This window comes from Pseudodesulfovibrio sp. JC047, from assembly GCF_010468615.1.
Classification (GTDB): domain Bacteria; phylum Desulfobacterota; class Desulfovibrionia; order Desulfovibrionales; family Desulfovibrionaceae; genus Pseudodesulfovibrio.
On record NZ_WUEH01000013.1, the window covers coordinates 23,274 to 48,914 of the forward strand.

A 25,641-nucleotide genomic window follows, 5' to 3' on the forward strand; every position below is an offset into this window, starting at 1 on the left:
ATGAAATCTTATGACGCCGTAGTCATAGGGGGCGGCCCGGCAGGAATGACGGCTGCCCTTTATCTTTTGCGGGCCGGTGTAAAAGTCCTCATGATTGAGAAGCTGTCTCCGGGCGGCCAGGTCTTGATGACTGCCGAAATTGAAAATTATCCCGGGTTCCCCAAGGGGCTTCAGGGATGGGAATTGGCTGATAAATTCGCAGCTCACTTGGACGAATACGAGCTTGATCGCATCAGTGATGAAGTCAAAAGTATCACCGTTGGGAATCCGCTTCATACCATCACTGTCGGTGATGAAACGGTTGAGACCAAGACGATTATTTTGGCCACTGGATCACGCTACCGGAAGCTTGGTGTTCCTGGCGAAGAACGTTTGCTTGGCCGGGGGGTCTCTTATTGTGCCCTGTGCGATGGCAATTTCTTTCGTGATCGGGACGTTGCTGTCATTGGTGGGGGCAATTCCGCTTTGGAAGAAGCCCTGTATCTGGCTCGTCTCGTGAACAAGGTGTATCTTATTCACCGGCGTGAAGATTTTCGAGGTCTTCAATGCTATCAGGATAAATGCACCACACATGAGAAAATCGAGATTATTCGGAATACCGTTGTCGATGAAATCCAGGGAAAAGATGATCTTGAAACATTGGCTTTGCGCAATGTCTCGACGAACGAAACGTCCCAGTTGACGCTGGATGGCACGTTTATCTTTATCGGATTTGAGCCGATCATGGACTATGTCCCTGATACCATTACGAAAGAGCCCAATGGTGTCGTGACTGATGTTGAAATGCGTACCAATGTTCCTGGTGTCTTTGCCGCTGGAGATATCCGCGCAAAAATGTGCCGTCAGGTTGCATCCGCCGTTGGCGACGGGGCTACCGCAGCCACCGCAGCGTTTTCATATCTTGAGCAGTTGGGCGATTAGGAGTCCGTATGCGTCGTTTATTGATCCCTGTGGTTCTTGTCGTTCTTGTGTCCTTGAATGGGTGCGTCTGGATCGACAACTATTTTCTTCCTCCGCCCGAGGATACAGCCCAAGAATTGTATGAAGCTGGCGTGGAAGCCCTGAATGAAAAGGACTATGGCGATGCTCAGGACTATTTTTCGAAATTGAAGGACAGATTCCCCTTCAGCCCCTTTGCGTTGAAGGGGGAATTGGCCTTGGGCGATGCGTATTTTCTTGATGAAGAATTCCTTTTGGCCCTGGAGGCATATAAAGAGTTTGAGGCGTTACATCCAAGTAACGACAATATTCCCTATGTGTTGTATCAGATCGCCAACGCCAACATCAGCATGTTCAAGTCTATTGATCGGCGTCAGGAAAACATCAAGGAAGGGTTGGAATATCTCTACCGTTTGGCCGAGACCTATCCCAAATCTCAGTACGCGGAGCAGGCCAAGCATTTAATCGTCAAGAGTCGTCGGATATTGGCTGAACACGAAGTGTACATGGCTGATTTTTTCTGGCGGACAGAACAATATGGTCCGGCTTGGCATCGATATCAGTATGTTGTGGAGAATTTCTCTGACATTGCCGACTTGCGGGACTACTCCATCAAGCGTGCTGAATACTCCTATTTTGAGTATCAGAAGACCTTGTCCGAGGAGGAGCGCCAACGTATTCAGGGAAGCTGGATGCGCTGGATCAAGCAGTGGTTATAATTTAAAAAAAAGGTGAATGGGCGAGTTACGCTATGCAGAAAACGGTGTTTGAGTTTCCACACTCTATCGACGAACTCGGTGTTGACGACACCCTTTTTGCGCAAGCGTATGCAGAAACAGCCGCCCCTCATCGAGCGCTTTTAAAAACGTGTATTGCCCGTTTATACGATTGGTATGGTGGGGGAAGTCGTCGTGGAGGCCGCGTTGAAAGATCGTGGCGCGGTGGATTTGATTCTCTTCATGCTTTTCAGCCGGTGGATTTTTGTGTCGTCCTTTGTGACGCAGCCATGGAATCCCCGGCCCGATTACTCGCCGCAGTGGTCCCTGCACTGACCAGCGGTATCGCCAATGTTTTGGTGGTCCGTCATGGTGATGGAGTATGGCCATCGTCTTTGTTAACGGCTTTGGAGCTGGCGGGTCATGATCAGGTTGTGGACATGTCGTCAGATCAGATTTCGGCCTTGCTTGATGAATTGGCAACCGGCAGTGCGTCGGGACTGATTATTGACATGACTGCATCGGAGACTGATCTGGTTCGTCTCCATCCTCTGCCAAGCAGAATCTCCGTCTTTTCTCCTGTTTTTGAAAAGAATATTGCGATTTGGATGGATACGGACACGCCGATCGATCTGGATGCACTCGCCTTTGCCCAGCCTGATGTCTCCTGCGTGGTTGCTGGTGCCGAAGGTTTTTTCCCTTCTGAAAAATTTACGTATATCGGAAATGATTTCAATACCTTTCTCGCGGCTATCGAAGATGTTGTCTTTGTCCCGCAGCCATTGGTTAATGATGTCCTGATGCGGTCTCGGATCGTTTTGGGACCTGGGCATGAAGGGTGTTGGATGTGGCCGGATCTTCGTCCTGAACAATTTCATATTCACCGTACCGCCTGGACTATCGGAGCCTGAAAGTGAGCAAGAGCAACGCCCCTTCAGCGAAGGTGCTTGGCACGCTTCGCAATATTGGTATTATCGCACACATTGACGCAGGGAAAACAACCCTGACAGAACGTATTCTGTATTACTCCGGAAAGATTCATCGAATTGGTGAAGTCCATGAGGGCACGGCCACCATGGATTACATGCCGGAAGAGCAGGAGCGGGGTATTACCATTATGTCCGCTGTGACGTCCTGTCGTTGGGATCCGTGCATGATTAATATCATCGACACGCCCGGCCATGTCGATTTCACCATTGAGGTGGAGCGATCATTGCGGGTGCTCGATGGAGCGGTGGGTGTCTTTTGCGGAGTGAGCGGGGTGGAACCTCAGTCCGAAACTGTGTGGCGTCAGTCCGAAGTATATGCTGTCCCCAAGTTGGCCTTTGTCAACAAGATGGATCGGTTGGGAGCAAATTTTGAAGCGGTACTGACCTCTATGGAGGAAAAGCTTGGCGCGAATCCTCTGGCCATTCAATATCCTGACGGCGAAGGGCAGGATTTTGCCGGTGTTTTTGACCTCGTGACGATGCAACGGCTCGAATTTGATCAGAAGACCAAGGGTGTTGACTATACGGCCCGTGATCTGACGGACGAAGAATCGGACAGGTTGTCTTCTTGGCGTGAAAAACTCATTGAAGTTGCTGGAGATGAAGACGAGGAAATTCTCGATCTCTATCTTTCGGGTGAAGCTGTGCCTGTTGCTAAAATTCGGGCTGCTCTTCGAAAAGCGACGTTAGCACGGAAGGTTGTTCCGGTGTTGGTCGGTTCGGCTTTGAAGAATATCGGTGTTCAGCCTGTCTTGGACGCTGTGTGCGACTTTTTGCCGAGTCCGTTGGATGTCCCGGTTGCAGCGGGCGTGAATCCTGTGGACAAGACTCGACAGTCCTTTGCCGTGTCACACAAGGAGCCGCTGTCCGCATTGGTTTTCAAGGTGACATTGGATTCTGGGCGCAAACTGGCCATGATGCGTATTTATTCTGGAAAAATTTCAGCGGGTGATATCGTGTTTAACGTGACACAGGATACGCCGGAACGAGTGGCTCGCCTGTTTCGACTTCATGCCGGACGCAAGGAAAAGATCGACTGTGCGTTTGCCGGTGATATGGTCGCGGCAGCCGGAATGAAATTCGCACGGACTGGAGATACCTTGGCGACACAGGACGCTCCAATTCTTTTGGAGCAGATTGCAGATTACAAGCCGGTGATTTCGTTGGCCATTGAACCTCGCAATGCAGCAGAGGGGGAAAAACTTGATGAGGTACTGGACAAGTATCTGATGGAAGATCCGACCCTTGCATTGAGGCGGGATGAGGACACGGCGCAGATTATTCTTTCTGGTATGGGCGAGCTGCATCTTGAAGTGATTCAAGAACGATTGAAGCGTGAATATAAGCTGGAGCCTCGTGTTGGCAAGCCGCAGGTCGTGTATCAGGAAACCGTGACCAAACAGGGACGGGGGAGTGGTGAATTTCACCGGGAATTGGGTGAAGTGACCCATTTCGGTGCGGTCGATTTGATCGTTGAACCATTGGATCGAGATCAGGGGCGCGACATTGTTTTTGAAGTCCCGCTTGAAGAATGGCCTGCTGCGTGGATTGAAGCGGTTGAAGATGGTATTTCAGACGGCTTGCAAAGTGGTGTTGTCCGTGGGTATCCGGTGCAGGACGTGCGTATTCGTGTGTCTGGCCTACGGCGACAGGAAGGCGAATCCAGCCCTGTTGGGTATCGGATGGCGGCTGCCATGGCGTTGAAGGACGCTCTTGGGCAGGCTGATCCGAAATTGATGGAACCCCTCATGTGGGTGGAAATTTCGGTCCCGGAAGATTTTGTTGGTGAGGTTGTCGGATTGCTTGGGTCCAAAGGGGCAAAAATCGAGAATATGATTGACCGCCAGGGACAAAAAGTGGTTCAAGGGCTTGCGCCGTTGGGCAAACTTTTTGGATTTTCCACGGACCTGCGGTCTTCCACACAGGGAAGAGCCGGGTTTGTCATGAAATTTTCACGCTTTGATGTGTTGGAGTAATTCTTGAGTGATTTGAATCGTCCTTCTTTTCGTGAGGAAAAAAAGAGTCGGGACTGGTGGATCCGGAGCAAACGATGGATTCGGTACTGGTCCCTTCGTTTGATGCGTCAGAATTCATCGCCGAAAAATCTGGCGACAGCCTGTGCTCTGGGCATGTTCATAGGATCCATGCCTATTATGCCGTTTCAATCCGTGGTTGTCATCGCGTTGGCCTTTTGTCTGCGGGTTAACAAATTGGCCGCTTGGCTTGCCACGTGTTATTCCAATGCCGCGACCATGGTTCCATTTTATTACTTTTTGTTTCTCGTTGGTCGTGCCGTCATGCCATTCGATCATGTGGTGTTCGATCCTTCGCATCTGGAAATGACAGAACTGCTCGCTGCCGGTTGGCAAGTCTTTGCCGTTATGTTTGTTGGAGGCTTGGTTTTTGGGATTCCCGCGACCATTGCAACGTATTTCATCACGTTATTTTTAGTCAGACGATATCGTCAGCGGCGGGCGATCCGTTTGTTACGGAAAAAAGTGGGGCGGTAGTTTTCCTCGATAGATTTTGGTGTTTTTGAAGCACTGTCAGCTTTTGCTGACAGTGCTTTTTTCTCGTTGCTGGTTTGCTTTTGCATTGGATTAAATGTACTCATTTTGTAGTAATTCATGTTATTTCCATACAAATTTATGGGACTCGATTCGCAAAGGGAGTTTGGGCGGTGTTTATCGGACTCATGGAACTGAGTGTTTTTGGTGTGCTGGTCTGTGGCGTGTTTGCTGCTGCCTCGGCAATCGGGGGATGGGGGGCATACAGCATCGGTGTTTTCTGTGTCTTGATTATGCTCGTTTTTGCCGGGATATTTTCCCGTGCGCGCCAAAAACGGATTCAGAAAGCGTTGGAAAAAATTGCGGCCGGCCTTGATTCTGCGCCGGGAATGGCACAGGTCTTTGACGGGGCATTGGAAGCCTGCGCTCAGGCCATGCAAAGTGCCTGTACACAAACAGTTTTTTTCAAGGAAGCATTTCAAGAACTAGGAAGTCCCGCATGTGTGTGCGATCAAGACGGTGTCATTCAGAGTGCCTCTCGATCTTTTGTCGATATGGTCCAGAAAGATACAGAGCAGATCATAGGGAAGACCGTCAGTCAGGCGTTGTACAACTTGGATGGGACTTCCTTGACCGAACAGGCTCTTGAGACGGGGCATCCCATTGCACAGAAAGTTGATCTGGTCCTTTGGGATGGACGAACGTTTCCCGTGCAGCTTTTTGTGAATTGTATCCATGACTATGAGGGACAACGTCTCGGCGCAGTGATTTCATTTATTGATTTGACTGAGCTTTCTGAGAATACTCGTAAAATTGAACATCAACAACAGCATATGACTCAGGCCGGAGAGCGGATCAGTGGGCTTGCGGAACACGTTGCTTCGGCAACTGAGCTTTTGTCGGCTTCGGCAGATGATCAGGCTCAAGGGGCGCAAAAACAACGCCAGCAGACGTCCGCAGTGGCCTTGTCCATGGAAGATATGACGGAGACTGTGATTGAAGTGGCCAAAAATGCCATGGCGACCAGAGGCGCGGCGGACGAAGCCAATACCTCAGCTTCCGACGGTGTTGCCATGGTAGACAAGGCGGTTGTGGCGATCAATCAGGTTGCCAATGAAGCGGTTCTTTTGGAGCAGGAAGTTGGCAAGTTACATATGGAAGCAGGTGAAATCGGGCGAATCATCGGTGTCATCAATGATATTGCCGATCAGACGAACCTGCTGGCTCTGAACGCGGCTATTGAAGCGGCCCGGGCTGGTGATGCTGGTCGGGGGTTTGCCGTGGTGGCTGATGAAGTGCGTAAGTTGGCGGAAAAAACGGTGACCGCCACGCAGGAAGTAGAGTCCGCAATCAAAAAAATACAAACCCGGTCAAAAAAAGCCACATCGTCCATGCGGGCCACCGCCAAGCAGGTCGCAGCGAGTACCTCCTTATCCAACAAGGCCGGTGAGACGTTGCAGCATATCATGGAAAGCATTCATGGTATGGTCGAACGGGTGGCTGAAATCGCTACTGCCGCAGAGTTGCAGTCTGCGGCGGCAGAAGAGGTCATGCATCGCGTCGAGGAAATCGCGGTCATTGCCGAGGACGCTGATGAAGCCGCTGGACAGGCAGCCTGTGCCACTCGTGATATGGCTGAATTGGCTCGGGATCTGCTCAATGTGTCTCAGGACTTTCGGGACGGGGATGGAGAAACCGCGCTTCGTGAGTCCAAAAGTGAGATGAAGGGCGTTTTGCCGAAGCTGACTCAGGATTATGTGTTACGCGAGTTTGGCGAGGACGTGTATGCGACCATGCAGGACTCGTTGGGGAATCCTGTCTTTTTGTCCACGGAAAGCTATCCGGATCAGGTCCTGCTGCAAATGGCGGAATGTGTATCCCGTATTGTTGGTGTGACCACGCGTCGGTTTTTTCTGGGACTCGGGCAATTCTCCGTTGGCCAATTCAACGCGCTGTATCCGGGACATTTCAAGAATGAGTCTTTGAAGGATTTTTATCTGCGTATGAATGAGGTGCATACACAATTGACCAAGGCGCAACCGGGGATTAAACCACCTTCATTCACGTATGAGGATAAGGGAACTGTTTTGTTCATGAATTATAGGTCTTCTCGTGGCCTTTTTGATTATTTTGAAGGGATACTTTTGGGTGCAGCTGTATTCAAAAATGAGAAAATCGATGTGGTTGTGAAGCCTTTTGACGAAGAAACCGCTCGGGCCGAAATTGTTTTTCTTGGCAAATAGGAGAATTCGTGATTTTTTGAAAAGATTATAATGGGCTATTTGTTTTGATATGAGTGATATAGTGTTTGAAAGGACACGCAGCAGCGTGCGTTTGAGCGAGTAGAATTTCATATATTGACGTGATTTCAGGAGAGTGCCGAATGTCAGATGATCTGAACAGGCAGATATTCAAAGAGGAAGCATACGACCTTTTGCGTGAGTTGGAAGGGGCGTTATTGGAGCTTGAAGAAGCTCCCAACGATATGGATCTGGTCAATCAGATTTTTCGTGCCCTGCATACCATCAAGGGGTCAGGCTCGATGTTCGGGTTTGATGAAATTGCTGGTTTCACCCATGAGGTTGAGACTGTTTTTGATATGGTCAGGAATGGAGACCTCCCCGTGTCGCCCGCTTTGTGTAGTTTGTCGCTTCAGGCCAGGGATCATATCAAGAATATGCTCGATGCTGACGATGCCGGGAGTGTGGATGCGGAAAATATGGAAACCATCTTTCTTGGCCTGAAAGAACTTGTCCAAGGGGAGAACGAAGAACAGGGCGGCGAAGAAGCCGAATCCTCCGAGATAGAACCGACTGGAGACGAACAGTCGGACCAGTCATTGCATGCATTCCATATTTCGCTGAAACCGCAAGGGGATGCGGATCTGGATGTCGAGGCTGTCGAACTTTTTTTTGAAGAACTGGATCGGTTGGGCGAATTATCCGTTCTTTCCCGTCATCGCGATACTGGCACTGGGTGGGAATTGCACTTGGTCACAGCGGAAGCGACCGATGCCGTGGAGGATGTCTTTTTCTTTTTGACGGCGAATGTGTCGGTTGACATTCATCCGGCCGGTGCGACTGAGCCTGTCCCGACGCCGTCAACGCAGCCCGTCGATGCCTCCAAACCTGAATCAGAGGCGAATGATTCGAAATCGAGTGTCGAGATAGCCGGAGTGCCTGATGAGGAGTGCATTCCCAAAATTGGTGAAATTCTCGTGCAGAATGGAGATTTGTGTGAAGAGGATGTTCACGCCGCGTTGAAAAAACAGGAAAAAGCCACCAAACCGCTGGGGCAAATCTTGGCGGAAGACGGGAAGGTGACGCAAAAAGCAGTCAAGAAAGCCGTCAAGCGACAGGGAGAAGTCAAGGATCAGGTCGCCCATAAAAAGCGGCAGGAAGTGATGTCCAGTATTCGTGTCGCAGCGGATAAACTGGATTATCTCGTGGACCTTGTCGGTGAACTGGTTATTGTTCAGGCGCAGATTTCTCAGGTCATCAGTGAAAGAAATGATCCGACAATGACCATTTTGGCTGAAGAGCTGGAGCGGTTGAGTGACGAGCTGCGGGATTCAACACTTGGTATCAGAATGCTTCCTATTGGGACTTCTTTCAGCAAGTTCAGACGGTTGGTTCGGGATTTATCCGCCGATCTCGGAAAACAGATCGGATTGTCGACCAGCGGTGCGGAAACGGAATTGGACAAGACCGTTATTGAGCGTTTGAGTGATCCTCTGGTGCATCTGTTACGAAACAGTATCGATCATGGGATTGAATCTCCGGAAGAGCGGGTTGCCCAGGGCAAACCGGCTCAGGGAACCATCATGCTTGCGGCAGAACATTCCGGGGGCGAAGTCCTGATTCGTATAACTGATGATGGTAAAGGAATGCGGAGTGAGGTCATCCGTAAAAAAGGTGTTGAACGAGGTTTGATTTCTCGTGATGCCGAATTGACCGAAAAAGAGTTGCTCAAACTTATATTTGAACCCGGTTTTTCAACAGCTTCGGAAGTGACCAGTGTGTCGGGTCGCGGTGTTGGTATGGATGTGGTCAAACGGGCCATAGATTCCCTGCGGGGGACGATTGATATTGATTCCAAGCCTGGAACGGGAACGACCATTACCATTCGGTTGCCGTTGACGCTGGCCATTATTGATGGTTTGCAGGTCAAGGTGGAAAATGAATTTTATGTCATTCCGCTGTCGCTGGTCGAAGAGTGCGTCGAATTGACCAGAGAGCAGGTCAATGAAAGTGATTCCGGGCAACGTATATTGCATCTTCGCGGTGAAATTGTGCCATATATTCATATTCGGGATTGGTTTGAAGTGGAAGGGGACAGCCCTCCCATCGAGCAGATCGTCATTACCGGCGTGGAAGGCAGCCGGGTGGGGATTGTCGTGGATACCGTGATCGGTGAACATCAGACTGTTATCAAAAGTCTGGGACGGGTCTATAAGGACGTGGAAGGCATTTCCGGTGCGACCATCAAGGGTGATGGATCCATTGCCTTGATCCTGGATGTCCCGGGCCTGGTCCGGCGAGTGGTTGCCGAGTCCAAATAGAATTTTTGTGTGCGAGGAAAGAAATGCGTAAGATTCGTGTATTGATTGTTGATGATTCTGCCGTGGTACGGCAGACCCTTGAGGAAATTCTTTCTTCTGATCCGCAAATAGAAGTCATGGGGACGGCTCTTGATCCCTATGTCGCTGCCGAGCGGTTGAAAAAGGAAATTCCTGATGTGATTACGCTCGATATCGAGATGCCGCGCATGGATGGGCTGACCTTCTTGAAAAAGCTCATGAAGCAACATCCTGTCCCGGTCGTGATCTGTTCCTCGGTCGTGGAAAAAGGGACTGACAATGCGCTCAAGGCTTTAGAGTACGGTGCTGTTGAAATTATCACCAAGCCCCGTGTTGGCACCAAACGTTTTTTGGAGGAGTCGAGTATTCGGCTTATTGACAAGGTCAAGGCAGCGGCCCTGGCCCGTCCTGCCACAACTCGTTCGGCACAGCCCCGGCCTGTCAGAAAACGGGAACCTGTTGCTCCAATTGCAGTTCGTCCGAAGTTGTCTGCGGATGCCGTTCTTGCAAAGGGGACGGTACATCATGTCGCTGCCACGGAAAAAGTCTGTCTGGTTGGCGCGTCTACCGGCGGGACAGAAGCTCTCAAGGTCTTTTTGGAAGCCCAACCGATCAATTGTCCACCCATTGCCATTGTGCAGCATATGCCTGAACATTTTACACGAGCCTTTGCCAATCGATTGAATTCGATTTGTGCGATCAATATCAAGGAAGCCGAAAACGGTGATGCCTTGTGTCGAGGACAGGCCCTGATTGCTCCGGGGGACAAGCATATGCTGTTGAAGCGAACCGGTGGCCGGTATTATGTTGAGGTGAAAAGTGGGCCATTGGTCTCCCGCCATCGTCCGTCCGTGGATGTGCTGTTTCGGTCCGGTGCTCGATATGGCGGAAGCAATGTCGTTGCCGCCATCATGACTGGAATGGGGGATGACGGGGCCAAGGGGATGAAAGAGTTATATGAGGCCGGAGCGTATACCATTGCACAGGATGAAGCCAGTTGTGTGGTGTTCGGAATGCCGCATGAGGCTATCAAGACCGGGGGCGTCAAAAAGATTTTGCCTCTTTCGCGAATAGCCGAAGAGGTTGTTCGGGCTTGTGGATAGCACTCAGGTCTCGATTGATACAGAAAAAGTGCCTTCGGAATGAGTATTGCGAAGGCGTTATTTCTTTGCGTGTCGATAGAGCATGACGTTGACAGGTTCTCGCGTCACCATGCCTTCGCTCATGATGTCGCTCAGGTGATCGAGCAGACTGTCGAGACGGTCAGGGTGTTCAACTATTTCTACGACAACGGGCAAGTCTTCTGACAATCGGAGGATTTTGGTTGTGTGGATACGGCTGTTGGCACCGAATCCGCTCATGCCGCGAAAAACCGTGGCTCCGGCCAGCCCTAACTGTCTGGCTTCTTTGACGATGGCTTCGGCTAAAGGCATCCCTTTATGCTTGTCATCTTCACCAATGTAGATTCTAATTCGTTCAGCTTTTTCGAGCAGTTTCATGCAGACCTCCCAAGTGAAGCATTAGAGTAATCGACCAAGGGCGATGCCCGTGAGAACAAGTGCGAGTCCCACAATGCTCTGACCAACGACATTGAGGAGAGCGGTGAGCATCTGGCCGTATTTAACCAGCTCGGCGGTCTCGAACATATAGGTCGAAAAAGTGGTGAATGCGCCCATGAATCCCGTCAATACGAGCAGCCTGATTTCACTGCCCGGAAGCAGCCGATTTTCGAAAAATCCCCAAACCGCTCCAAAAAGCAGACAACCAAGCGCATTTACGGTAAATGTCCCAAGGGGAAATGATCCACCAATCATGCGTTGGGCGACCCCGGACAACCAATAACGGGACATGGTCCCAGCCGCGCCACCAAGGGAAAGATAGAGTAATTTTGTGAACATTTCGTTATCCTCATGGCGTGTATAGCAATTCAATGGGAGAAAGCCAATGGTCCTTGAATGTGAGTTGAAATTCTTACGGGTAGACTTGGAGTCTTTGAGTCTCCGTTTGCAGGAAGCCGGGGCAACACATCTGGGGAAATATTTTGAATCAAATCTGGTCTTTGATGATGCCGAAAGATCGCTGAAGCAACACTCGATTTTGTTGAGGCTTCGGCACAAGCAGGGTAAAGCCATTTTGACGGTTAAGCGACCTCCTCTGGTCGAGGTCCCGTCTTCTCTCAAAGTTTTTGATGAAATAGAGACGCGGGTCGGGGATTTTTTGACCATGAAGACTGCGTTGGAAGTGATCGGGTTCAAGGTGTTTTTCTCATACGAAAAAATCCGGGAGCAATGGCGGTTCATGGATTGCGTCATTTGTCTGGATTTATTGCCGTTTGGGTGTTTTGTGGAGATAGAGGGAACTGAGGCCGCTGTTCATGCCTGCGCAAAGGCCATTGGTCTGGATGGGCACGAGACAACAACAAAAACATATCATACATTGAATCGGATAGACCGTCAGGCCAAAGGGCTTGCCTCGGACGAAAGTTTCGTCTTTGCCGATGAAGTCCGTGCCCGACTGGTCGCCCAACTTGAGAAAGAATGAGATTCGCCCCTCGACAGCCGGTGAAAAGGAATTTATATTGCAAGGTAAGGAAGACAGTGCTTTTGGAGAGAATAAACTATGAGTAACCCTTTTTCTGGCGACCGGTTCGAGGCTGAAGTTTTTGATGAGCGAGAAGTTCGAGAGCCTCGAAAGTACAAGGTCCTATTGCATAATGATGATTATACGACCATGGATTTCGTGGTTGAAATATTGGTTCGGGTGTTTCGTCGAAACGAAGCACAGGCGACGGCCATCATGCTTTCCGTCCACAACAAAGGGTACGGAGTATGCGGTACATATACTGCCGAAGTGGCTGAAACTAAAGTCGATCTGGTGCACAGGCTGGCAAAAAGCGCAGGCTTTCCGCTCAAGTGCAGCATGGAAGGTGAATAGATATGACGATGCTCAGCAAGGAACTTGAAAGTGCATTGACGGCCGCTGTCAATGAGGTGAAGCGCAGAAATCATGAATTTCTGACATTGGAACATCTGTTGTATGCCATTTCCATTGAGGAACTGGGAGAGGAGATTCTGGCGGCTTGCGGTGCCGAAATGGACCATCTCAGGGACCAGCTTGGCCGGTTTTTTGCGGAGAATATGGAATCTTTGCCCGAAGGAACGGAATCCGAGGTCATTCAGACACTTGGCGTTCGTCGAGTCCTGCAACGGGCCGTTTGGCAGAAAAAAGCGTCCGGCAAGACCACGGTTGACGTGGGTGATGTGCTGGCCGCCATGTTTGACGAAGAGGATTCATACGCCGTGTATTTTTTGCGGACCCACGATGTATCCCGCCTGGATATCCTTGAGGTCATTTCTCATGGCATGTCCATGGGTGAAGAATGGAGCGACTTGGATGAAGACTCCCCCACCAAATCCAATCCGTTTGAGGCCCGACCGGGTGAAAAGAAGAGTCCTCTCAAGGAATATGCGGTGAATCTGACGGAACGGGCGGCGGAAGGATTGATCGATCCGCTCATTGGTCGAGGACCAGAGCTTGAACGGACCGTGCAGGTTTTGTCTCGTCGTCGGAAGAACAATCCCATTTTTGTGGGTGATCCCGGTGTTGGTAAAACCGCCATGGCCGAAGGGTTGGCCCTGATGGTGGTCGAAGGCAATGTTCCCAAGGATTTTCTCAATGCGGAAATTTACAGCCTCGACATGGGGGCTTTGCTTGCTGGAACCAAATATCGTGGAGATTTTGAAGCACGTCTCAAGGGGGTCTTGGCTGAACTCAAGCAGAACAAGGACGCTGTCCTGTTTGTGGATGAGATTCACACGATCGTGGGAGCCGGGTCTGTCAGCGGCGGTAGCATGGATGCGTCAAATATCTTGAAACCGCTGCTGCAATCCGGTGAGATTCGGTGCATCGGGTCAACGACTTTCGAAGAGTACAAGAATCATTTTGAAAAGGATCGAGCGTTGTCTCGCCGGTTCCAGAAAATTGAGATTGCCGAACCGACCGTGGAAGAGACTGTTGCCATTCTCAAAGGCTTGAAACCGCACTATGAAGAATTTCACGGTGTGAATTATACGCATTTTGCCTTGAAAGCCGCAGCGGAATTGTCAGAGCGACATATTACTGATCGTTTCTTGCCGGATAAGGCCATTGACGTCATGGACGAGGCCGGTGCCTTGTATAAGTTGTCGTCCCGAACTCGTAAGGGTGATCGTATTTCGGTGGCTGATATCGAAAAGGTCGTGGCGCGGATGGCTCGGATTCCGGCCCGTCGTCTGACAGTGTCCGATAGGGCGAGACTCCAGAATCTTGAAACGGACCTGAAGGGTGTGGTCTTTGGGCAGGATGAGGCTGTGACCGCGTTGTCCCAGTCCATCAAACGTTCTCGGGCCGGAATGCGACAGGCGGGGCGTCCGGTGGGCAGTTTCCTTTTGACCGGCCCCACAGGTGTCGGCAAGACCGAACTTGCTCGTCAATTGGCCGATGTCCTCGGGATCAGTTTTTTGCGTTTTGATATGTCTGAATACATGGAAAAACACGCTGTAGCTCGCCTCATTGGGGCCCCTCCGGGCTATGTCGGATTTGACCAGGGCGGTCTTTTGACCGAAGGCGTGCGGAAAAAACCGCATTGTGTGGTGCTGTTCGATGAGATCGAAAAAGCGCATCCCGATGTGTTCAATATCTTGCTTCAGGTCATGGACTACGCGACCTTGACCGATAACAACGGGCGCAAGGCCGATTTTCGGCATGTGATTCTGCTTATGACCTCCAATGCTGGAGCGCGTGAGATGGCCAAGGGAGCGATCGGGTTCAAGCGCAACGAATCCGCTGATCGGCAGGGTGGAGTCATGAAGGCCTTGGAAAAGTTGTTCAGCCCGGAATTTCGGAATAGACTGGATTCTATCGTGACATTTAAGGCGTTGGAACAGCCGGTTATGGAGCTGATCGTGGACAAGTTTATCAAAGAACTGAATGATCAGTTGCAGGATCGACGCGTGTTCGTGACGCTCACGGACACGGCTCGGTCATATTTGGCGGATGTCGGGCATGACGCGACCATGGGGGCGCGTCCCATGGGCCGGGCGATTCAGACGGAAATCAAGGATGTCATTGCGGATGAATTGCTCTTTGGCTCCCTGATGAAAGGCGGTGTCGTGACCGTCGATCACACCACGGGTAAAAAACAGGGCGAATCTTCCGCTGGCGAATTGGTGTTTTCTTATGAAGCTGTTGGTAAAAAACAATAATTAGTGATGATACTGACGAAAAGGGTGGCTGGAGCTGCCCTTTTTTGTGTGTGAACAGATGACAATCTATCGACTTTTTGACGAACCGGTCTTTCCGGACCCGGAAGAGGCTGACCCTGACGGTTTGCTGGCTGTGGGAGGCGACCTCAGTCCCCAACGGCTCGTGAATGCCTATGCCAATGGAATTTTTCCCTGGTACGGAGATGATTCTCCCATCTTGTGGTGGTCAACCAATCCTCGTTTGGTCCTTTTTCCCAAAGAACTGCATGTGTCGCGCAGTCTGCGGCGTGTGCTGAATAAAAAGACGTTTACCTTTACCATGGATACCCAATTCAGTTCGGTCATTCGGCAGTGTGCATGCTGTCCTCGACCTGAGCAGGAAGGGTCCTGGATTGTGGAGGACATGGTAGACGCCTATGTGACGTTGCATGAGCTGGGTTTTGCGCATAGCGTTGAAGCGTGGCAGGGAGAGACCTTGGTCGGAGGGCTGTATGGAGTGGCACTTGGTTCGGTTTTTTATGGGGAATCCATGTTTTATCACGTGCCGGATGCGTCGAAGGCCGCGTTTGCCGTTTTGGTTGCCCAGCTCGAAAGATGGGGATTCAATCTGATTGATTGTCAGCAGACAACACATCATCTTCTTCGATTTGGCGCACGAGAAGTGCAGCGGTATGAATTCCTTCAAAAGGTTCGAGAAGGATTGGAATGTCCTTCCCGAAGTGGCGGATGGACTTTTGATGGCCCGGCGTAGCCAGAATTATCCTTCCACGATGGGAGGGTGCTGGCTTAAATCGTACAGGCCTTTGAGTGGAATTTCGAGTGAATAGCTCGGGATTCTTTCGAATTCGATAAACCCGATGTTTTTGCTCACCTGCGCCTGTGACAGGCCGGTCAACCCGAGGGGGACCGGGAACGTCAGGGGCATGGAACGGATGGCTGTGAGTCTTGTGGAATACTGTTCTTTCAGGTAGTTGATAATAAGGTCGCGTTCAGTGTCTGTGAAGGATTCCAAAATGACGGTTCGGCTGCCTTTGTGGTCCGTATGGGCCGGATCGAAGGGTGCTCCGATGAGTGAGTCGAGGTCCGTCTGGGAATTGGCTGAATCGTCCCATCGTGCGCGAAATAGGTGAACTTCGACGTTGCGCCGGCCTTTGAAGCTTTTGATGACCATGGAAAGGCAAAAGGCGCGATCGATAGGGAGTGGGGAAGTCGGGGGAGTAACGGTGATATCCATGGTGGTCTCCTTGGTTTTTATTATTGGTTCTTACGTGGTTTGGCAGATGATCTCAAGCCCGGGATGCACAGGAAATGCCTGATTTTAAACTTGTCAGTGACTATACTCTGAAAGGCGACCAGCCGGATGCTGTCGCCGAACTCGTTCATGGCTTGCAAAGTGGGGTGCGCGATCAGGTCTTGCTGGGCGCGACCGGAACAGGCAAGACCTTTACCATGGCCAACGTGGTGGCGACATTGAATCGTCCCGCGTTGATTCTTGCGCCGAACAAGACGCTGGCTGCCCAGTTGTATACGGAATTTCGTGGGTTGTTTCCCGACAACGCGGTTGAATATTTTGTCAGTTATTATGACTATTACCAGCCGGAAGCCTATCTTCCACACTCCGATGTGTATATTGAAAAGGATTCGTCCATCAATGACAATATCGATAAACTGCGTCATGCCGCCACCCATGCTTTGCTGACCCGCAAGGACGTCCTCATCATCGCTTCTGTTTCCTGTATCTATGGCCTTGGTTCCCCGGATTTTTATGCCAAGATGGTGATTCCCGTGGAAGAGGGGCAGACCATGACCATGGAATCATTGCTTGGGCGGTTGGTGGAAATCCATTATGAACGCAATGACTATGATTTTCATCGCGGAACCTTTCGTGTGCGTGGCGATGTTGTTGAAATCATTCCCGCGTACAGTCGGGAAAAGGCCCTGAGGATTGAGTTCTTCGGGGATGAAATAGACTCCATTTCCGAGACAGACCCTTTGACGGGTGAAGTCAAGGATCGACTCAGGAAAACGGTTATTTATCCGGGCAGTCACTTCGTGTCTGATCGGGATAATCTGGATCGAGCCACACGGGACATTCGGGATGAATTGCAGCTTCGGTTGAGCGATCTCAAAAAACGGCAGAAGCTGGTCGAAGCGCAACGGCTTGAACAGCGGACCATGTATGACCTCGAAACGATCGAGGAACTTGGATATTGTGGTGGTATTGAAAATTATTCATTGCATTTGGACGGACGGCATGTCGGTCAGCCTCCGGCGACGTTGCTGGATTATTTCCCTGATGATTTCATTTTGTTTGTGGATGAATCGCATATTGCCTTGCCTCAGGTCGGGGGTATGTTCAAGGGCGATCGATCCCGGAAGACCACTTTGGTTGATTTCGGGTTTCGACTGCCGTCGGCATTGGATAACCGGCCTTTGAATTATGAAGAATTTCAAGAGCGTATCAAGCAGGCCGTCTATGTGTCCGCCACGCCCGGTCATTTGGAGCTGGATCTGGCCCAGGGGGTTGTGGTGGAGCAGATTATTCGGCCTACCGGGTTGGTTGATCCAGAAATAGAGGTTCGAAAGACGCACGGACAGATTGACGACTTGCTGTCGGAATGTAAAAAAAGACACGCAATGGATGAGCGGGTGCTGGTCACGACGTTGACCAAGCGCATGGCCGAAGACTTGAACGAGTATCTGAACCAGATGGGCGTGGAGTCCAAGTACCTGCATTCGGATATCGACACCCTTGAGCGCATGGCGATTATTCAGTCGCTCCGGGCCGGTGAATTTTCCGTGCTCGTCGGGATCAATTTGCTTCGGGAGGGATTGGATATTCCTGAAGTGTCCATGGTGGCTATTTTGGATGCCGACAAGGAAGGTTTTTTACGGTCGGCTCGTTCGCTGATCCAGACATTTGGACGGGCGGCGAGGAATGTTGACGGCAAGGTTATTCTTTATGCGGACAAGGTCACGGATTCCATGGCTTCGGCAATGGATGAAACCGAACGCAGACGTCAGAAACAGCAGGAACACAATACGTTGCACGGGATTACGCCGACAACGATTCGCAAGAAAGTGGATAATCTGTTTGGCGAATTGAGTGGAGTGACTCTCGGACCGGCCACGGTCGGTCTGGCGGCGGAAGACGCGGCGCAGTATGGAGCCGATCCAAAGACTTTGCAGAAGAATATCAAGCGGCTTGAGCGGGACATGCGTGAGGCGGCCAAAGAGTTGGAATTCGAGCGGGCAGCGGAACTCAGGGACCGAGTTGCCATGCTTCAAGAGCGAATCCTTGAGCTGGGGTAGACGATGATTGAGAGAGTCCATCGACGAATGCTTCGTCTGAGGTCGAAACTCGGCTCGTTTTGGAGTGTCGTCCTTGGTGTGGTGTATCTCTTGTTTATTTTCATGGTGGGAATTTGCTTTTACATGACCTATGAGCATTGGGACTTTATTAGTTCCTTTTACATGATGGTCATCACGCTTTCCACTGTCGGGTTCATGGAAGTCAATCAGCTTTCGGAAGAAGGACGATTGTTCACGGCTTTTTTGATTATGGCCGGTGTTGGCGGTTTTGTGTATATCGCTGGTGCATTCGCTCAAATCCTGATTGACGGTCGTTTGCAAATATTATGGGGTAAGCGCAAGATGATGAAAGAAATACATCAATTGAGGGATCATTTTATCGTCTGTGGGCACGGTCGTATCGGTAGTATCGTGGTTCAGGAAATTGCGGCTGAAGGGCATGATATCGTGGTGATCGAGCATTCCCCCGAGTTGATTGACAAGATGGAGCAGGATGGCATTTTGTGTATCGAAGGGGATGCCACGAGCGATGAAGTCTTGTTGAGTGCCGGATTGCTTCATGCCAGATCGCTTATTTCCGCTTTGTCCAGCGAAGCGGCTAACGTCTACGTGACGTTGACCGGGCGTCAACTGAACCCGGGTATCAATATTGTGGCCCGTGCCGGGGACAAATCACATATTTCTCGTTTGGAATTGGCTGGGGCCGATAGGGTGGTGCTCCCTCATTTTATTGGTGGGGTGCGCATGGCACAGAATGTCTTGCGCCCGACAGTGACCAACTTCATGGAGTTGGCTGTCCGTGGCGGCATTGATCTTCAAATGGAGGAACTGCTGGTTTCTCCTGCGTCAGAACTGGTAAGCCAAAATCTTATCGAGTCCAAAATTCGTCCTCGATTCAATTTGATTGTTATTGCGATCAAGAAATCCTCTGGTGACATGGTGTTTAATCCTGGTCCCAGGGAAGTGATTGACGCAAATGATACGCTTTTGGCGGTCGGCAAGAAGTTGAATCTCGAAGAAATTAAAGAAATCTTATAATATAACGGTGGATTATTAACCCCATGGCTTTAAAAGACGTTACTGAACGCGTTGCTTTGCTGCGCGAAAAAATCGAGCGGCACAATCATTTGTATTATGTGCAGGATGCTCCTGAAATCAGCGATGCCGAATACGACGCATTGTTTCGCGAATTGGCTGGATTGGAAGCGGAATATCCTGAATTGGATGATTCCAATTCTCCAACCAAGCGGGTGGGCGGAAAACCGGCTGAAGGGTTTACTCCGTATGAACACGCCCTGCGGTTGTACAGTTTGGACAACGGCATGGACCTTGATGCGTGGTATAGTTTTACTGAGCGGGTCTCCAAGGCCGTTGGGCAACAGAATATCGAGTATTGGGCTGACCCCAAAATGGATGGATTGGCCATGGAGGTCATTTACGAACAGGGACGTTTTGTCCGGGCCGCCACGCGAGGTGATGGACTGATCGGTGAAGAGGTGACGCATAACATGCGAACGGTCATGAATCTTCCTCTTGTCTTGCGGGGAGATGCCGTTCCAGAATTGCTGGAAGTCCGTGGCGAAGTCGTCATGTCGAACCGTGATTTTGCCGCTTTGAACCATCGGCAGGAAGAAGCTGGAAACAAGGTTTTTGCGAATCCTCGGAATGCTGCGGCAGGGAGTATTCGCCAACTCGATCCCAAAGTTGCGGCATCGCGACCGCTTCGTTTTTTGGGATATGGTATCGGGCGGGTTGAGTGGACGGATGGATCTGCCGAGGAATGGACGACGCAGAAAGCGGTCATGGATGGATTGAAGGACCTAGGGTTTGCCATCCCTCCGGAAGCGAAGGTCTGTGCTTCGAGTCGTGAGGTTGCTGAGTATTTCGAAGTACTCAAAGAGCAACGCGCGGGCTTGCCGTTTGAGATTGATGGCGTGGTCGCCAAGGTCAATGATCGGGAATTGCAGGAAGAGCTTGGATATACCGCTCGTGCTCCCCGTTGGGCCTTGGCCTTGAAATTTCCGGCCCTTCAGACCAAGACCCGATTGAACAGCATCCGTATTCAGGTTGGTCGGACTGGAGTCTTGACGCCTGTTGCCGAATTGGACCCTGTGGAACTGGCCGGTGTGGTCGTGTCCAAGGCCACTTTGCACAACAAGGGGTATATTGAAGAGCGTGATTTTCGCGTCGGTGATACCGTGCTCATTCAGCGGGCCGGGGATGTTATTCCGCAGGTCTTGTCTGTTGATCTCGATGCACGTCCGGCGTCTGCCGAACCATATGTTTTCCCGACGCACTGCCCCGTCTGTCAGAGTGCGGCCAAAGAGGACGGCGAGGCGGTGCGGTGTACCAATCCCCTCTGTCCGGCCAAAACCGTGCAGCGCATTATCCATTTTGTGTCCAAGGCTGGATTGGATATGGAAGGCGTGGGGAAAAAATGGGTGCAGAAATTGGTCGAAGATGACGTTTTGACATCTCCCGCCGAGTTGTTCGCTCTGGAAAAGACCGATCTGTTGAAATATGAACGGATGGGTGACAAATCCGCTGAAAATTTCATGGCGGCCATTGCCAAGGCCCGCAAGGAAGCCCCTTTGTGGCGATTTATTGCCGGGCTTGGGATTCGCCATGTCGGAGAGCAGACTGCGAAAACGTTAGCTGCGGATTTTGATGATCTGGATGCCATCAGTACGGTGACCCGTGAGGAGTTGCAGGACTTGGATGATGTCGGGCCGATCGTGGCGGACAGTGTGTCTGATTTCATGCAGAGCGCAGAGACACAGGCCATGTTCGATCGTTTCAAGGAGTTGGGATTCTGGCCGACTAGGGGGACGAAAGAACCAGTCTCTGGTTCGCGTCTTTTGGACGGGAAGGTTTTCATTTTTACCGGCACTTTGCCTGTGAAGCGCAGTGAGGCGCAGGCCATGGCTGAAGCGCAGGGCGGAGGCATTTCGAAGACCATTTCAAAGAAAGTCGATTATGTCGTGGCTGGTGAAAAGGCTGGGTCGAAGATTGCCAAGGCAGAGAAGCTCGGCCTTGAAATTATTGACTTCGAGACTTTCACGGGTTTACTCGGTCAGAAGAAAGAAAAAAGACAGATGACGCTGCTGGACTACTAAGTGGTGTGTGTTTGACACAAGAAGACAAGGAGAGAGTGATGGCTACCAATGTTGTCGTACTGGGCGCAAAAGGGCGTATGGGCACCACGCTGGTCAATCTGGCTCTGGCGGATACCGAATTGAATCTCGTCGGCGTATGTGAGCGAGAGGGAAATGCTGGCGGTCTGAATTATGACGGCTGTTTGACGGCCGATTGTCTGGACGACTTGCTTCCCAAAGTCCCTGGTGCCGTGATTGTTGATTTCACGGCTCCGGAATCCTCTGTCGCCATGGCGAAAATCGCGGCAAAATATGGCAATCCGGCGGTGATTGGAACGACCGGGTTCGATCCAGACCAACTGGCTGAACTTGAGATTCTTGCCAAGGAAATTCCGCTTTTTTGGGCACCCAACATGTCTGTTGGCGTGAATGTCTTGCTCAAGGTCCTGCCTGAACTCGTCAAGGCGTTGGGTGAGGACTATGACATGGAAATGGTCGAGACCCATCACAAGATGAAAAAGGATTCTCCGAGCGGAACGGCCCTGAAATTGGCGCAATGTCTGGCCGAGGCCCGAGGCTGGGAATACGATGATGTCAAGAAACACTGTCGTGACGGTATTATCGGTGAACGGCCTCACAAGGAGATTGGTGTCCAGACCCTTCGCGGCGGTGATGTCGTGGGCGATCATACCATGTATTTCTTTGGTCCGGGTGAGCGCATCGAGGTCACGCACCGGGCACATTCTCGCGAGACCTTTGCTTCTGGCGCGTTACGTGCGGCAAAATGGTTGTCAGAACAGCAACCCGGTTCGCTGTATGCCATGGCCGACATCTTCTAGGTATTATACTGTTTGAAATGACGGGAGCCTTGAGTAAAGGCTCCCGTTTTTTTTACAGGATCGGAGACAAGAGCCGGGCGCATTTGATGCATGTTTTCTGGATGAAGTTTTTTGCGTCGATTTCGTTGGGAATGGTTTCGACACAGTGCGTGAAGTCTTCCAGAAACATTGTTTCCATTTTCGCGCAGAAATTGTCATCCTCTATGAGCATGGTGATTTCGAAGTTCAATCGGAATGAGCGATTGTCCAGGTTGGCGGTGCCGACACCAGCCAGGATGTCATCCACGAGAAAGACCTTTTGGTGAAGAAATCCCTCGGTGTAGCGGAAAACACGGACATTGGGTAGGTCCAGTTCCTTGAGACAGGCAAATCCCGCCAGATAGACCAGTTGATGGTCGGCCTTTTCCGGGAGCATGATGCGGATGTCCACACCTCGCAGGGCGGCCAGTTGGATGGCTTTCATGACCGCGCTGTCCGGGACGAAATAGGGACTGGCTGTCCAGAAACGATGTTGTGCGGCTTCAATGGCTCGGATGAACATGAGCGAGCAGGATTCCAGAGCATCTTCCGGGCCGGTGCCGAGGGCCAGAACTTCTGCGTTTCCTACTGGAGTCGGCATGGTCAGATCCAGATCAAGCAGATGACGCGTCGCCCAATACCAATCCTTGGCAAAAGAGAGTTGAACACCGAGAACGCCCGGGCCGTTTACGCGGATATGGGTGTCGCGCCATCCTTTGAATTGTGTGGATATTCCGAGGTATTCGTCCCCGACGTTATGCCCGCCGACAAAAGCGGTCTGACCATCTACAATAACAATTTTTCGATGGTTTCTGAAATTGAGTTGGAATCGATTGTGTCGTCCTTTGGTGGTATGAAATGGACAGGCTTCAATACCGGCGTCACGCATACTTTGCCAATAGGTGGCCAGCGTTGAATGACAGCCTATTTCATCGTAGAGGAAATGGATACGGACGCCTTCCTGCGCCTTGCGGATCAAGAGTGTTTTGAGCCGATTGCCCAGCATGTCGTCATGAACAATGTAGAATTGGAGCAGCACGTATTTGGTCGCTTTTTCGATCCCTGCGAAGATGGCATCAAATGTGGAAGTACCATCCGTATACAATTCCAATGCGTTTCCACCGAGATATGGGATGCCGGAGAGTGTCTCAAAGACCGTGCGTGGTGCGTGCGGTTGTTTACGTTCATGGAGATGGCGAATGGCCGGGATGTCGTGCGCATCGCCAATGAGTCGGAGGAATTCTTTTTGCCCGGTCCGGATGGCGTCAACATACCCATGGAATTTCGATCGTCCGAAAATCCAGTATAATGGGAGAGCGAGCAGTGGAAATGTGACCAGCGAAATGGCCCAGGCCACAGCTCCCTGTGGCGTGCGGGTGTCGTGAATTGCAATAACTGCGGTTATCACTGCCGTGATTTCCATGACAGTGTAAAAAAGGCTGACCAGCCAGAGTAGAAATGAAAGTTCCATTGATTCCATATTGAACCGAGTTAACAGAAATACAGGATAAAAGAAAAGTGCAACAACCGTATTTTATTGCATTGGGCATGGTTTGTACACAGGGAGATTGTCAAAGTGGCTGAGACGATAAGAGAAAGTTCAAAAGAACACCCTTTTCAAAAAAAACCGAATCGGACATTGGTTCGATTGGCCTTTCCCGTTTTGTTTTCACTGGTGGCCGAACCGTTGACCGGACTTGCCGATACGGCGTTTGTCGCTCGTTTGGCCGGGGCTGAACCTGTTGCGGCTCTCGGGGTTGGAACCGTGGCGTTTACTTCGTTATTCTGGGCATTTACCTTTTTAGGTGTCGGGACACAGACAGCGGTCGCCCAAGCTCTCGGGCGTGATGAGCAACAACGGGCAACCAGAGTGGTCTCGTTGGCCTGTTTGTTGGCCCTGGTGTTTGGAGGGGGGCTACTTTTCGGGACAATCGGATTCCTTTCGCCTATCGCCGCGCTGTTCGGAGCTGAGGGTGTGGTCAATGATCTGGCTTGTGACTATATGACCTATCGACTTGTCGGCGCGCCGGCTGTGCTTATTTCTTTGGCATGTTTTGGCGCATTCAGGGGGCTTCAGGATATGCATACCCCACTGTATGTGGCCGTTGCCGTCAATCTTCTCAACATCGTGCTTGATTGGATACTTATTTTTGGCAGCGGTGGTCTTTCGCCTTTGGGCGTGGCTGGAGCGGCCATTGCCAGTACAATCAGTCAGTGGATTGGTGCAGTCTGGTGTGTGTGGGGTGTCTGGCGTCGGCTCGGCTGGACGTGGAAAGTGCATGGTTCCGATGTAGCAAGGCTCATGAAGGTGGGGGGCGACCTTTCCATTCGGACCGGGGCCGTGTTGGTTTTTTTGGCGTTGTGTACCCGTGTGGCCAACCAGTATGGCCCGAATGAAGGTGCTGCGTATCAGGCCATTCGGCAATTTTACATTTTTTCGGCGTTGTTTCTGGATGCTTTTGCCGTCACTGGCCAGAGTCTTGTGGGATATTTTGTCGGAGCGGCGGATCGTATGCAAGCGCGACGGGTAGCTCGTGTGGTTTGTTTGTGGAGCCTGGGGACAGGGACGGTGTTGTGTCTGTTCATGCTGTTGGCTGAGCAAGGGGTGGCCTGGCTTTTGGTGCCATCGACTGCACACGGGATATTCGGTCCGGCCTGGATTGTCGTCGCCTTGACGCAGCCTCTCGGCTCATTGTCCTTTGCAACCGATGGTATTCATTGGGGCACAGGGGATTTTCGCTATTTGCGAAATGCCATGTTGGTGGCGTGCATGATTGGCGGAGCGTGTCTTTGGATGATGCGTTTTTTCCAGCCGTCAAATGTTTTGGTTTTCATTTGGCTGGTCACCGCGCTGTGGACCTTTATCCGCGCGGGTTTTGGAATTGTTCGCTTGTGGCCGGGGATCGGAGATGCGCCACTCGCACAAAAGACGGCAAAAAAGAGCGCCTTGCGGTAAAGGAGTGAAGACGGTTTTGACTATTCTGCCAGAAAGTCGAACATGAACGCGTATGCATTGCGCATTTCGACTTCCAGAGTCTCAAAATGTGCATTGGCCGCTTCCATATCATTTGCCCTAGAGGCGTTTTCAAGGTTGAGGCAACACTCTCGCACCCGCTCAACACCAATGGTCGCGGCACCTCCCTTGAGAGAGTGGGCCAGGTGGCGCAATCGTTCATTGTCCTGCGCATGAAGAGCGTTCTTGATTTCCTGAATGCGTTTGGGTTCTTGAGAAATGAACACCGTGAACATTCTTTTGAGAAATGATCGCTTATCTGCCATTGATTCCAGAAACTTACTGTCTATAATATCTTTGTGCACTGACGAAATCCTCATATCTACACCGCCATGGTGTCAGTGTTGTGAAGTATCTGCTTATACGATGCCGTGCGTTTTTCGGCAACATC

At 51.0% G+C, this 25,641-nt stretch carries 22 protein-coding genes; 17 read left to right on the forward strand and 5 right to left on the reverse strand.

Features of this window, described 5'->3' with window-relative positions; genetic code table 11:
- From trxB to GO013_RS10040, 8 genes are all read left to right on the forward strand, one after another.
- Positions 1–921: a thioredoxin-disulfide reductase gene (gene trxB, locus GO013_RS10005; protein WP_163810689.1), complete on the forward strand. Its 921-nt coding sequence runs from the start codon at positions 1–3 to the stop codon at positions 919–921.
- An 8-nt stretch (positions 922–929) separates the two neighbouring features.
- Complete coding sequence (locus GO013_RS10010; protein WP_163810691.1) at positions 930–1,658, forward strand: outer membrane protein assembly factor BamD; 729 nt, start codon at positions 930–932, stop codon at positions 1,656–1,658.
- Positions 1,659–1,690: 32 nt separating this feature from the next.
- Positions 1,691–2,566 carry a hypothetical protein gene (locus tag GO013_RS10015; RefSeq protein WP_163810693.1) on the forward strand — a complete coding sequence of 292 codons (876 nt, stop codon included), beginning with the start codon at positions 1,691–1,693 and terminating at the stop codon, positions 2,564–2,566.
- Positions 2,567–2,568: 2 nt separating this feature from the next.
- Entirely contained in the window at positions 2,569–4,620 is a 2,052-nt protein-coding gene (gene fusA, locus GO013_RS10020; protein ID WP_163810695.1) for an elongation factor G, read from the forward strand.
- 3 nt (positions 4,621–4,623) lie between these two features.
- The gene (locus GO013_RS10025; RefSeq protein WP_239057820.1) at positions 4,624–5,154 is read left to right on the forward strand and encodes a DUF2062 domain-containing protein; all 531 of its coding nucleotides are present in this window, start codon (positions 4,624–4,626) and stop codon (positions 5,152–5,154) included.
- 170 nt (positions 5,155–5,324) lie between these two features.
- Positions 5,325–7,394 (forward strand): methyl-accepting chemotaxis protein, encoded by a 2,070-nt coding sequence (locus tag GO013_RS10030; protein WP_343219560.1) that lies wholly within the window; start codon positions 5,325–5,327, stop codon positions 7,392–7,394.
- A gap of 140 nt (positions 7,395–7,534) precedes the next feature.
- Positions 7,535–9,712, forward strand: coding sequence for a chemotaxis protein CheA (locus GO013_RS10035; protein WP_163810696.1), 2,178 nt, complete (start codon positions 7,535–7,537; stop codon positions 9,710–9,712).
- Positions 9,713–9,735: 23 nt separating this feature from the next.
- Positions 9,736–10,833, forward strand: coding sequence for a chemotaxis response regulator protein-glutamate methylesterase (locus tag GO013_RS10040; RefSeq protein ID WP_163810698.1), 1,098 nt, complete (start codon positions 9,736–9,738; stop codon positions 10,831–10,833).
- 57 nt (positions 10,834–10,890) lie between these two features.
- Here the strand turns inward: GO013_RS10040 and GO013_RS10045 are convergent, their stop codons facing one another.
- Both GO013_RS10045 and crcB read right to left on the reverse strand, forming a co-directional pair.
- On the reverse strand, positions 10,891–11,229 hold the full coding sequence (locus GO013_RS10045) for a DUF190 domain-containing protein (protein WP_163810700.1): 339 nt from the start codon (positions 11,227–11,229) through the stop codon (positions 10,891–10,893).
- Positions 11,230–11,250: 21 nt separating this feature from the next.
- Positions 11,251–11,628, reverse strand: a complete 378-nt coding sequence (gene crcB, locus GO013_RS10050) for a fluoride efflux transporter CrcB (protein WP_163810702.1) — start codon at positions 11,626–11,628, stop codon at positions 11,251–11,253.
- A 46-nt stretch (positions 11,629–11,674) separates the two neighbouring features.
- Here crcB and GO013_RS10055 point away from each other — a divergent pair, with 46 nt between their 5' ends.
- The 4 genes from GO013_RS10055 (at position 11,675) to aat (ending at position 15,724) form a co-directional block, all read left to right on the forward strand.
- A complete protein-coding gene (locus GO013_RS10055) occupies positions 11,675–12,271 on the forward strand; it encodes a class IV adenylate cyclase (protein ID WP_163810704.1) in 597 nt (198 codons plus the stop codon).
- 78 nt (positions 12,272–12,349) lie between these two features.
- Positions 12,350–12,664: an ATP-dependent Clp protease adaptor ClpS gene (locus GO013_RS10060; RefSeq protein ID WP_163810706.1), complete on the forward strand. Its 315-nt coding sequence runs from the start codon at positions 12,350–12,352 to the stop codon at positions 12,662–12,664.
- A gap of 8 nt (positions 12,665–12,672) precedes the next feature.
- Positions 12,673–14,973: an ATP-dependent Clp protease ATP-binding subunit ClpA gene (gene clpA / locus GO013_RS10065; protein WP_163810825.1), complete on the forward strand. Its 2,301-nt coding sequence runs from the start codon at positions 12,673–12,675 to the stop codon at positions 14,971–14,973.
- 58 nt (positions 14,974–15,031) lie between these two features.
- The gene (gene aat, locus GO013_RS10070; protein WP_163810707.1) at positions 15,032–15,724 is read left to right on the forward strand and encodes a leucyl/phenylalanyl-tRNA--protein transferase; all 693 of its coding nucleotides are present in this window, start codon (positions 15,032–15,034) and stop codon (positions 15,722–15,724) included.
- A gap of 6 nt (positions 15,725–15,730) precedes the next feature.
- On the opposite strand, the gene GO013_RS10075 is transcribed toward aat, so the two are convergent.
- On the reverse strand, positions 15,731–16,207 hold the full coding sequence (locus tag GO013_RS10075; protein WP_163810709.1) for a hypothetical protein: 477 nt from the start codon (positions 16,205–16,207) through the stop codon (positions 15,731–15,733).
- A 74-nt stretch (positions 16,208–16,281) separates the two neighbouring features.
- Here GO013_RS10075 and uvrB point away from each other — a divergent pair, with 74 nt between their 5' ends.
- Genes uvrB through dapB form a run of 4 tightly spaced genes read left to right on the forward strand, consistent with a single transcriptional unit; the run spans position 16,282 to position 22,219 of the window.
- Positions 16,282–18,285 carry an excinuclease ABC subunit UvrB gene (uvrB, locus tag GO013_RS10080; protein ID WP_163810711.1) on the forward strand — a complete coding sequence of 668 codons (2,004 nt, stop codon included), beginning with the start codon at positions 16,282–16,284 and terminating at the stop codon, positions 18,283–18,285.
- Positions 18,286–18,288: 3 nt separating this feature from the next.
- A complete protein-coding gene (locus GO013_RS10085) occupies positions 18,289–19,323 on the forward strand; it encodes a potassium channel protein (protein ID WP_163810713.1) in 1,035 nt (344 codons plus the stop codon).
- A 23-nt stretch (positions 19,324–19,346) separates the two neighbouring features.
- On the forward strand, positions 19,347–21,401 hold the full coding sequence (gene ligA, locus GO013_RS10090; RefSeq protein WP_163810715.1) for an NAD-dependent DNA ligase LigA: 2,055 nt from the start codon (positions 19,347–19,349) through the stop codon (positions 21,399–21,401).
- A 38-nt stretch (positions 21,402–21,439) separates the two neighbouring features.
- Positions 21,440–22,219 carry a 4-hydroxy-tetrahydrodipicolinate reductase gene (dapB, locus tag GO013_RS10095; protein WP_163810716.1) on the forward strand — a complete coding sequence of 260 codons (780 nt, stop codon included), beginning with the start codon at positions 21,440–21,442 and terminating at the stop codon, positions 22,217–22,219.
- A gap of 52 nt (positions 22,220–22,271) precedes the next feature.
- On the opposite strand, the gene cls is transcribed toward dapB, so the two are convergent.
- Positions 22,272–23,708, reverse strand: coding sequence for a cardiolipin synthase (gene cls, locus GO013_RS10100; protein WP_239057821.1), 1,437 nt, complete (start codon positions 23,706–23,708; stop codon positions 22,272–22,274).
- A 105-nt stretch (positions 23,709–23,813) separates the two neighbouring features.
- Here cls and GO013_RS10105 point away from each other — a divergent pair, with 105 nt between their 5' ends.
- Positions 23,814–25,193 (forward strand): MATE family efflux transporter, encoded by a 1,380-nt coding sequence (locus tag GO013_RS10105; protein ID WP_343219561.1) that lies wholly within the window; start codon positions 23,814–23,816, stop codon positions 25,191–25,193.
- Between the two features lie 20 nt (positions 25,194–25,213).
- Here GO013_RS10105 and GO013_RS10110 read toward each other — a convergent pair whose 3' ends face one another.
- Positions 25,214–25,555, reverse strand: coding sequence for an Hpt domain-containing protein (locus tag GO013_RS10110; protein ID WP_343219562.1), 342 nt, complete (start codon positions 25,553–25,555; stop codon positions 25,214–25,216).
- Positions 25,556–25,641: the final 86 nt, after the last annotated feature.

Bases quoted from the DNA above. Each gene is read 5' to 3' on its own strand.
- trxB (WP_163810689.1), top strand. From the start codon at position 1: ATGAAATCTTATGACGCCGTAGTCATAGGGGGCGGCCCGGCAGGAATG.
- GO013_RS10010 (WP_163810691.1), top strand. From the start codon at position 930: ATGCGTCGTTTATTGATCCCTGTGGTTCTTGTCGTTCTTGTGTCCTTG.
- GO013_RS10015 (WP_163810693.1), top strand. From the start codon at position 1,691: ATGCAGAAAACGGTGTTTGAGTTTCCACACTCTATCGACGAACTCGGT.
- GO013_RS10035 (WP_163810696.1), top strand. From the start codon at position 7,535: ATGTCAGATGATCTGAACAGGCAGATATTCAAAGAGGAAGCATACGAC.
- GO013_RS10040 (WP_163810698.1), top strand. From the start codon at position 9,736: ATGCGTAAGATTCGTGTATTGATTGTTGATGATTCTGCCGTGGTACGG.
- GO013_RS10045 (WP_163810700.1), bottom strand. From the start codon at position 11,229: ATGAAACTGCTCGAAAAAGCTGAACGAATTAGAATCTACATTGGTGAA.
- crcB (WP_163810702.1), bottom strand. From the start codon at position 11,628: ATGTTCACAAAATTACTCTATCTTTCCCTTGGTGGCGCGGCTGGGACC.
- GO013_RS10055 (WP_163810704.1), top strand. From the start codon at position 11,675: ATGGTCCTTGAATGTGAGTTGAAATTCTTACGGGTAGACTTGGAGTCT.
- GO013_RS10060 (WP_163810706.1), top strand. From the start codon at position 12,350: ATGAGTAACCCTTTTTCTGGCGACCGGTTCGAGGCTGAAGTTTTTGAT.
- clpA (WP_163810825.1), top strand. From the start codon at position 12,673: ATGCTCAGCAAGGAACTTGAAAGTGCATTGACGGCCGCTGTCAATGAG.
- aat (WP_163810707.1), top strand. From the start codon at position 15,032: ATGACAATCTATCGACTTTTTGACGAACCGGTCTTTCCGGACCCGGAA.
- GO013_RS10075 (WP_163810709.1), bottom strand. From the start codon at position 16,207: ATGGATATCACCGTTACTCCCCCGACTTCCCCACTCCCTATCGATCGC.
- uvrB (WP_163810711.1), top strand. From the start codon at position 16,282: ATGCCTGATTTTAAACTTGTCAGTGACTATACTCTGAAAGGCGACCAG.
- GO013_RS10085 (WP_163810713.1), top strand. From the start codon at position 18,289: ATGATTGAGAGAGTCCATCGACGAATGCTTCGTCTGAGGTCGAAACTC.
- ligA (WP_163810715.1), top strand. From the start codon at position 19,347: ATGGCTTTAAAAGACGTTACTGAACGCGTTGCTTTGCTGCGCGAAAAA.
- dapB (WP_163810716.1), top strand. From the start codon at position 21,440: ATGGCTACCAATGTTGTCGTACTGGGCGCAAAAGGGCGTATGGGCACC.
- cls (WP_239057821.1), bottom strand. From the start codon at position 23,708: ATGGAACTTTCATTTCTACTCTGGCTGGTCAGCCTTTTTTACACTGTC.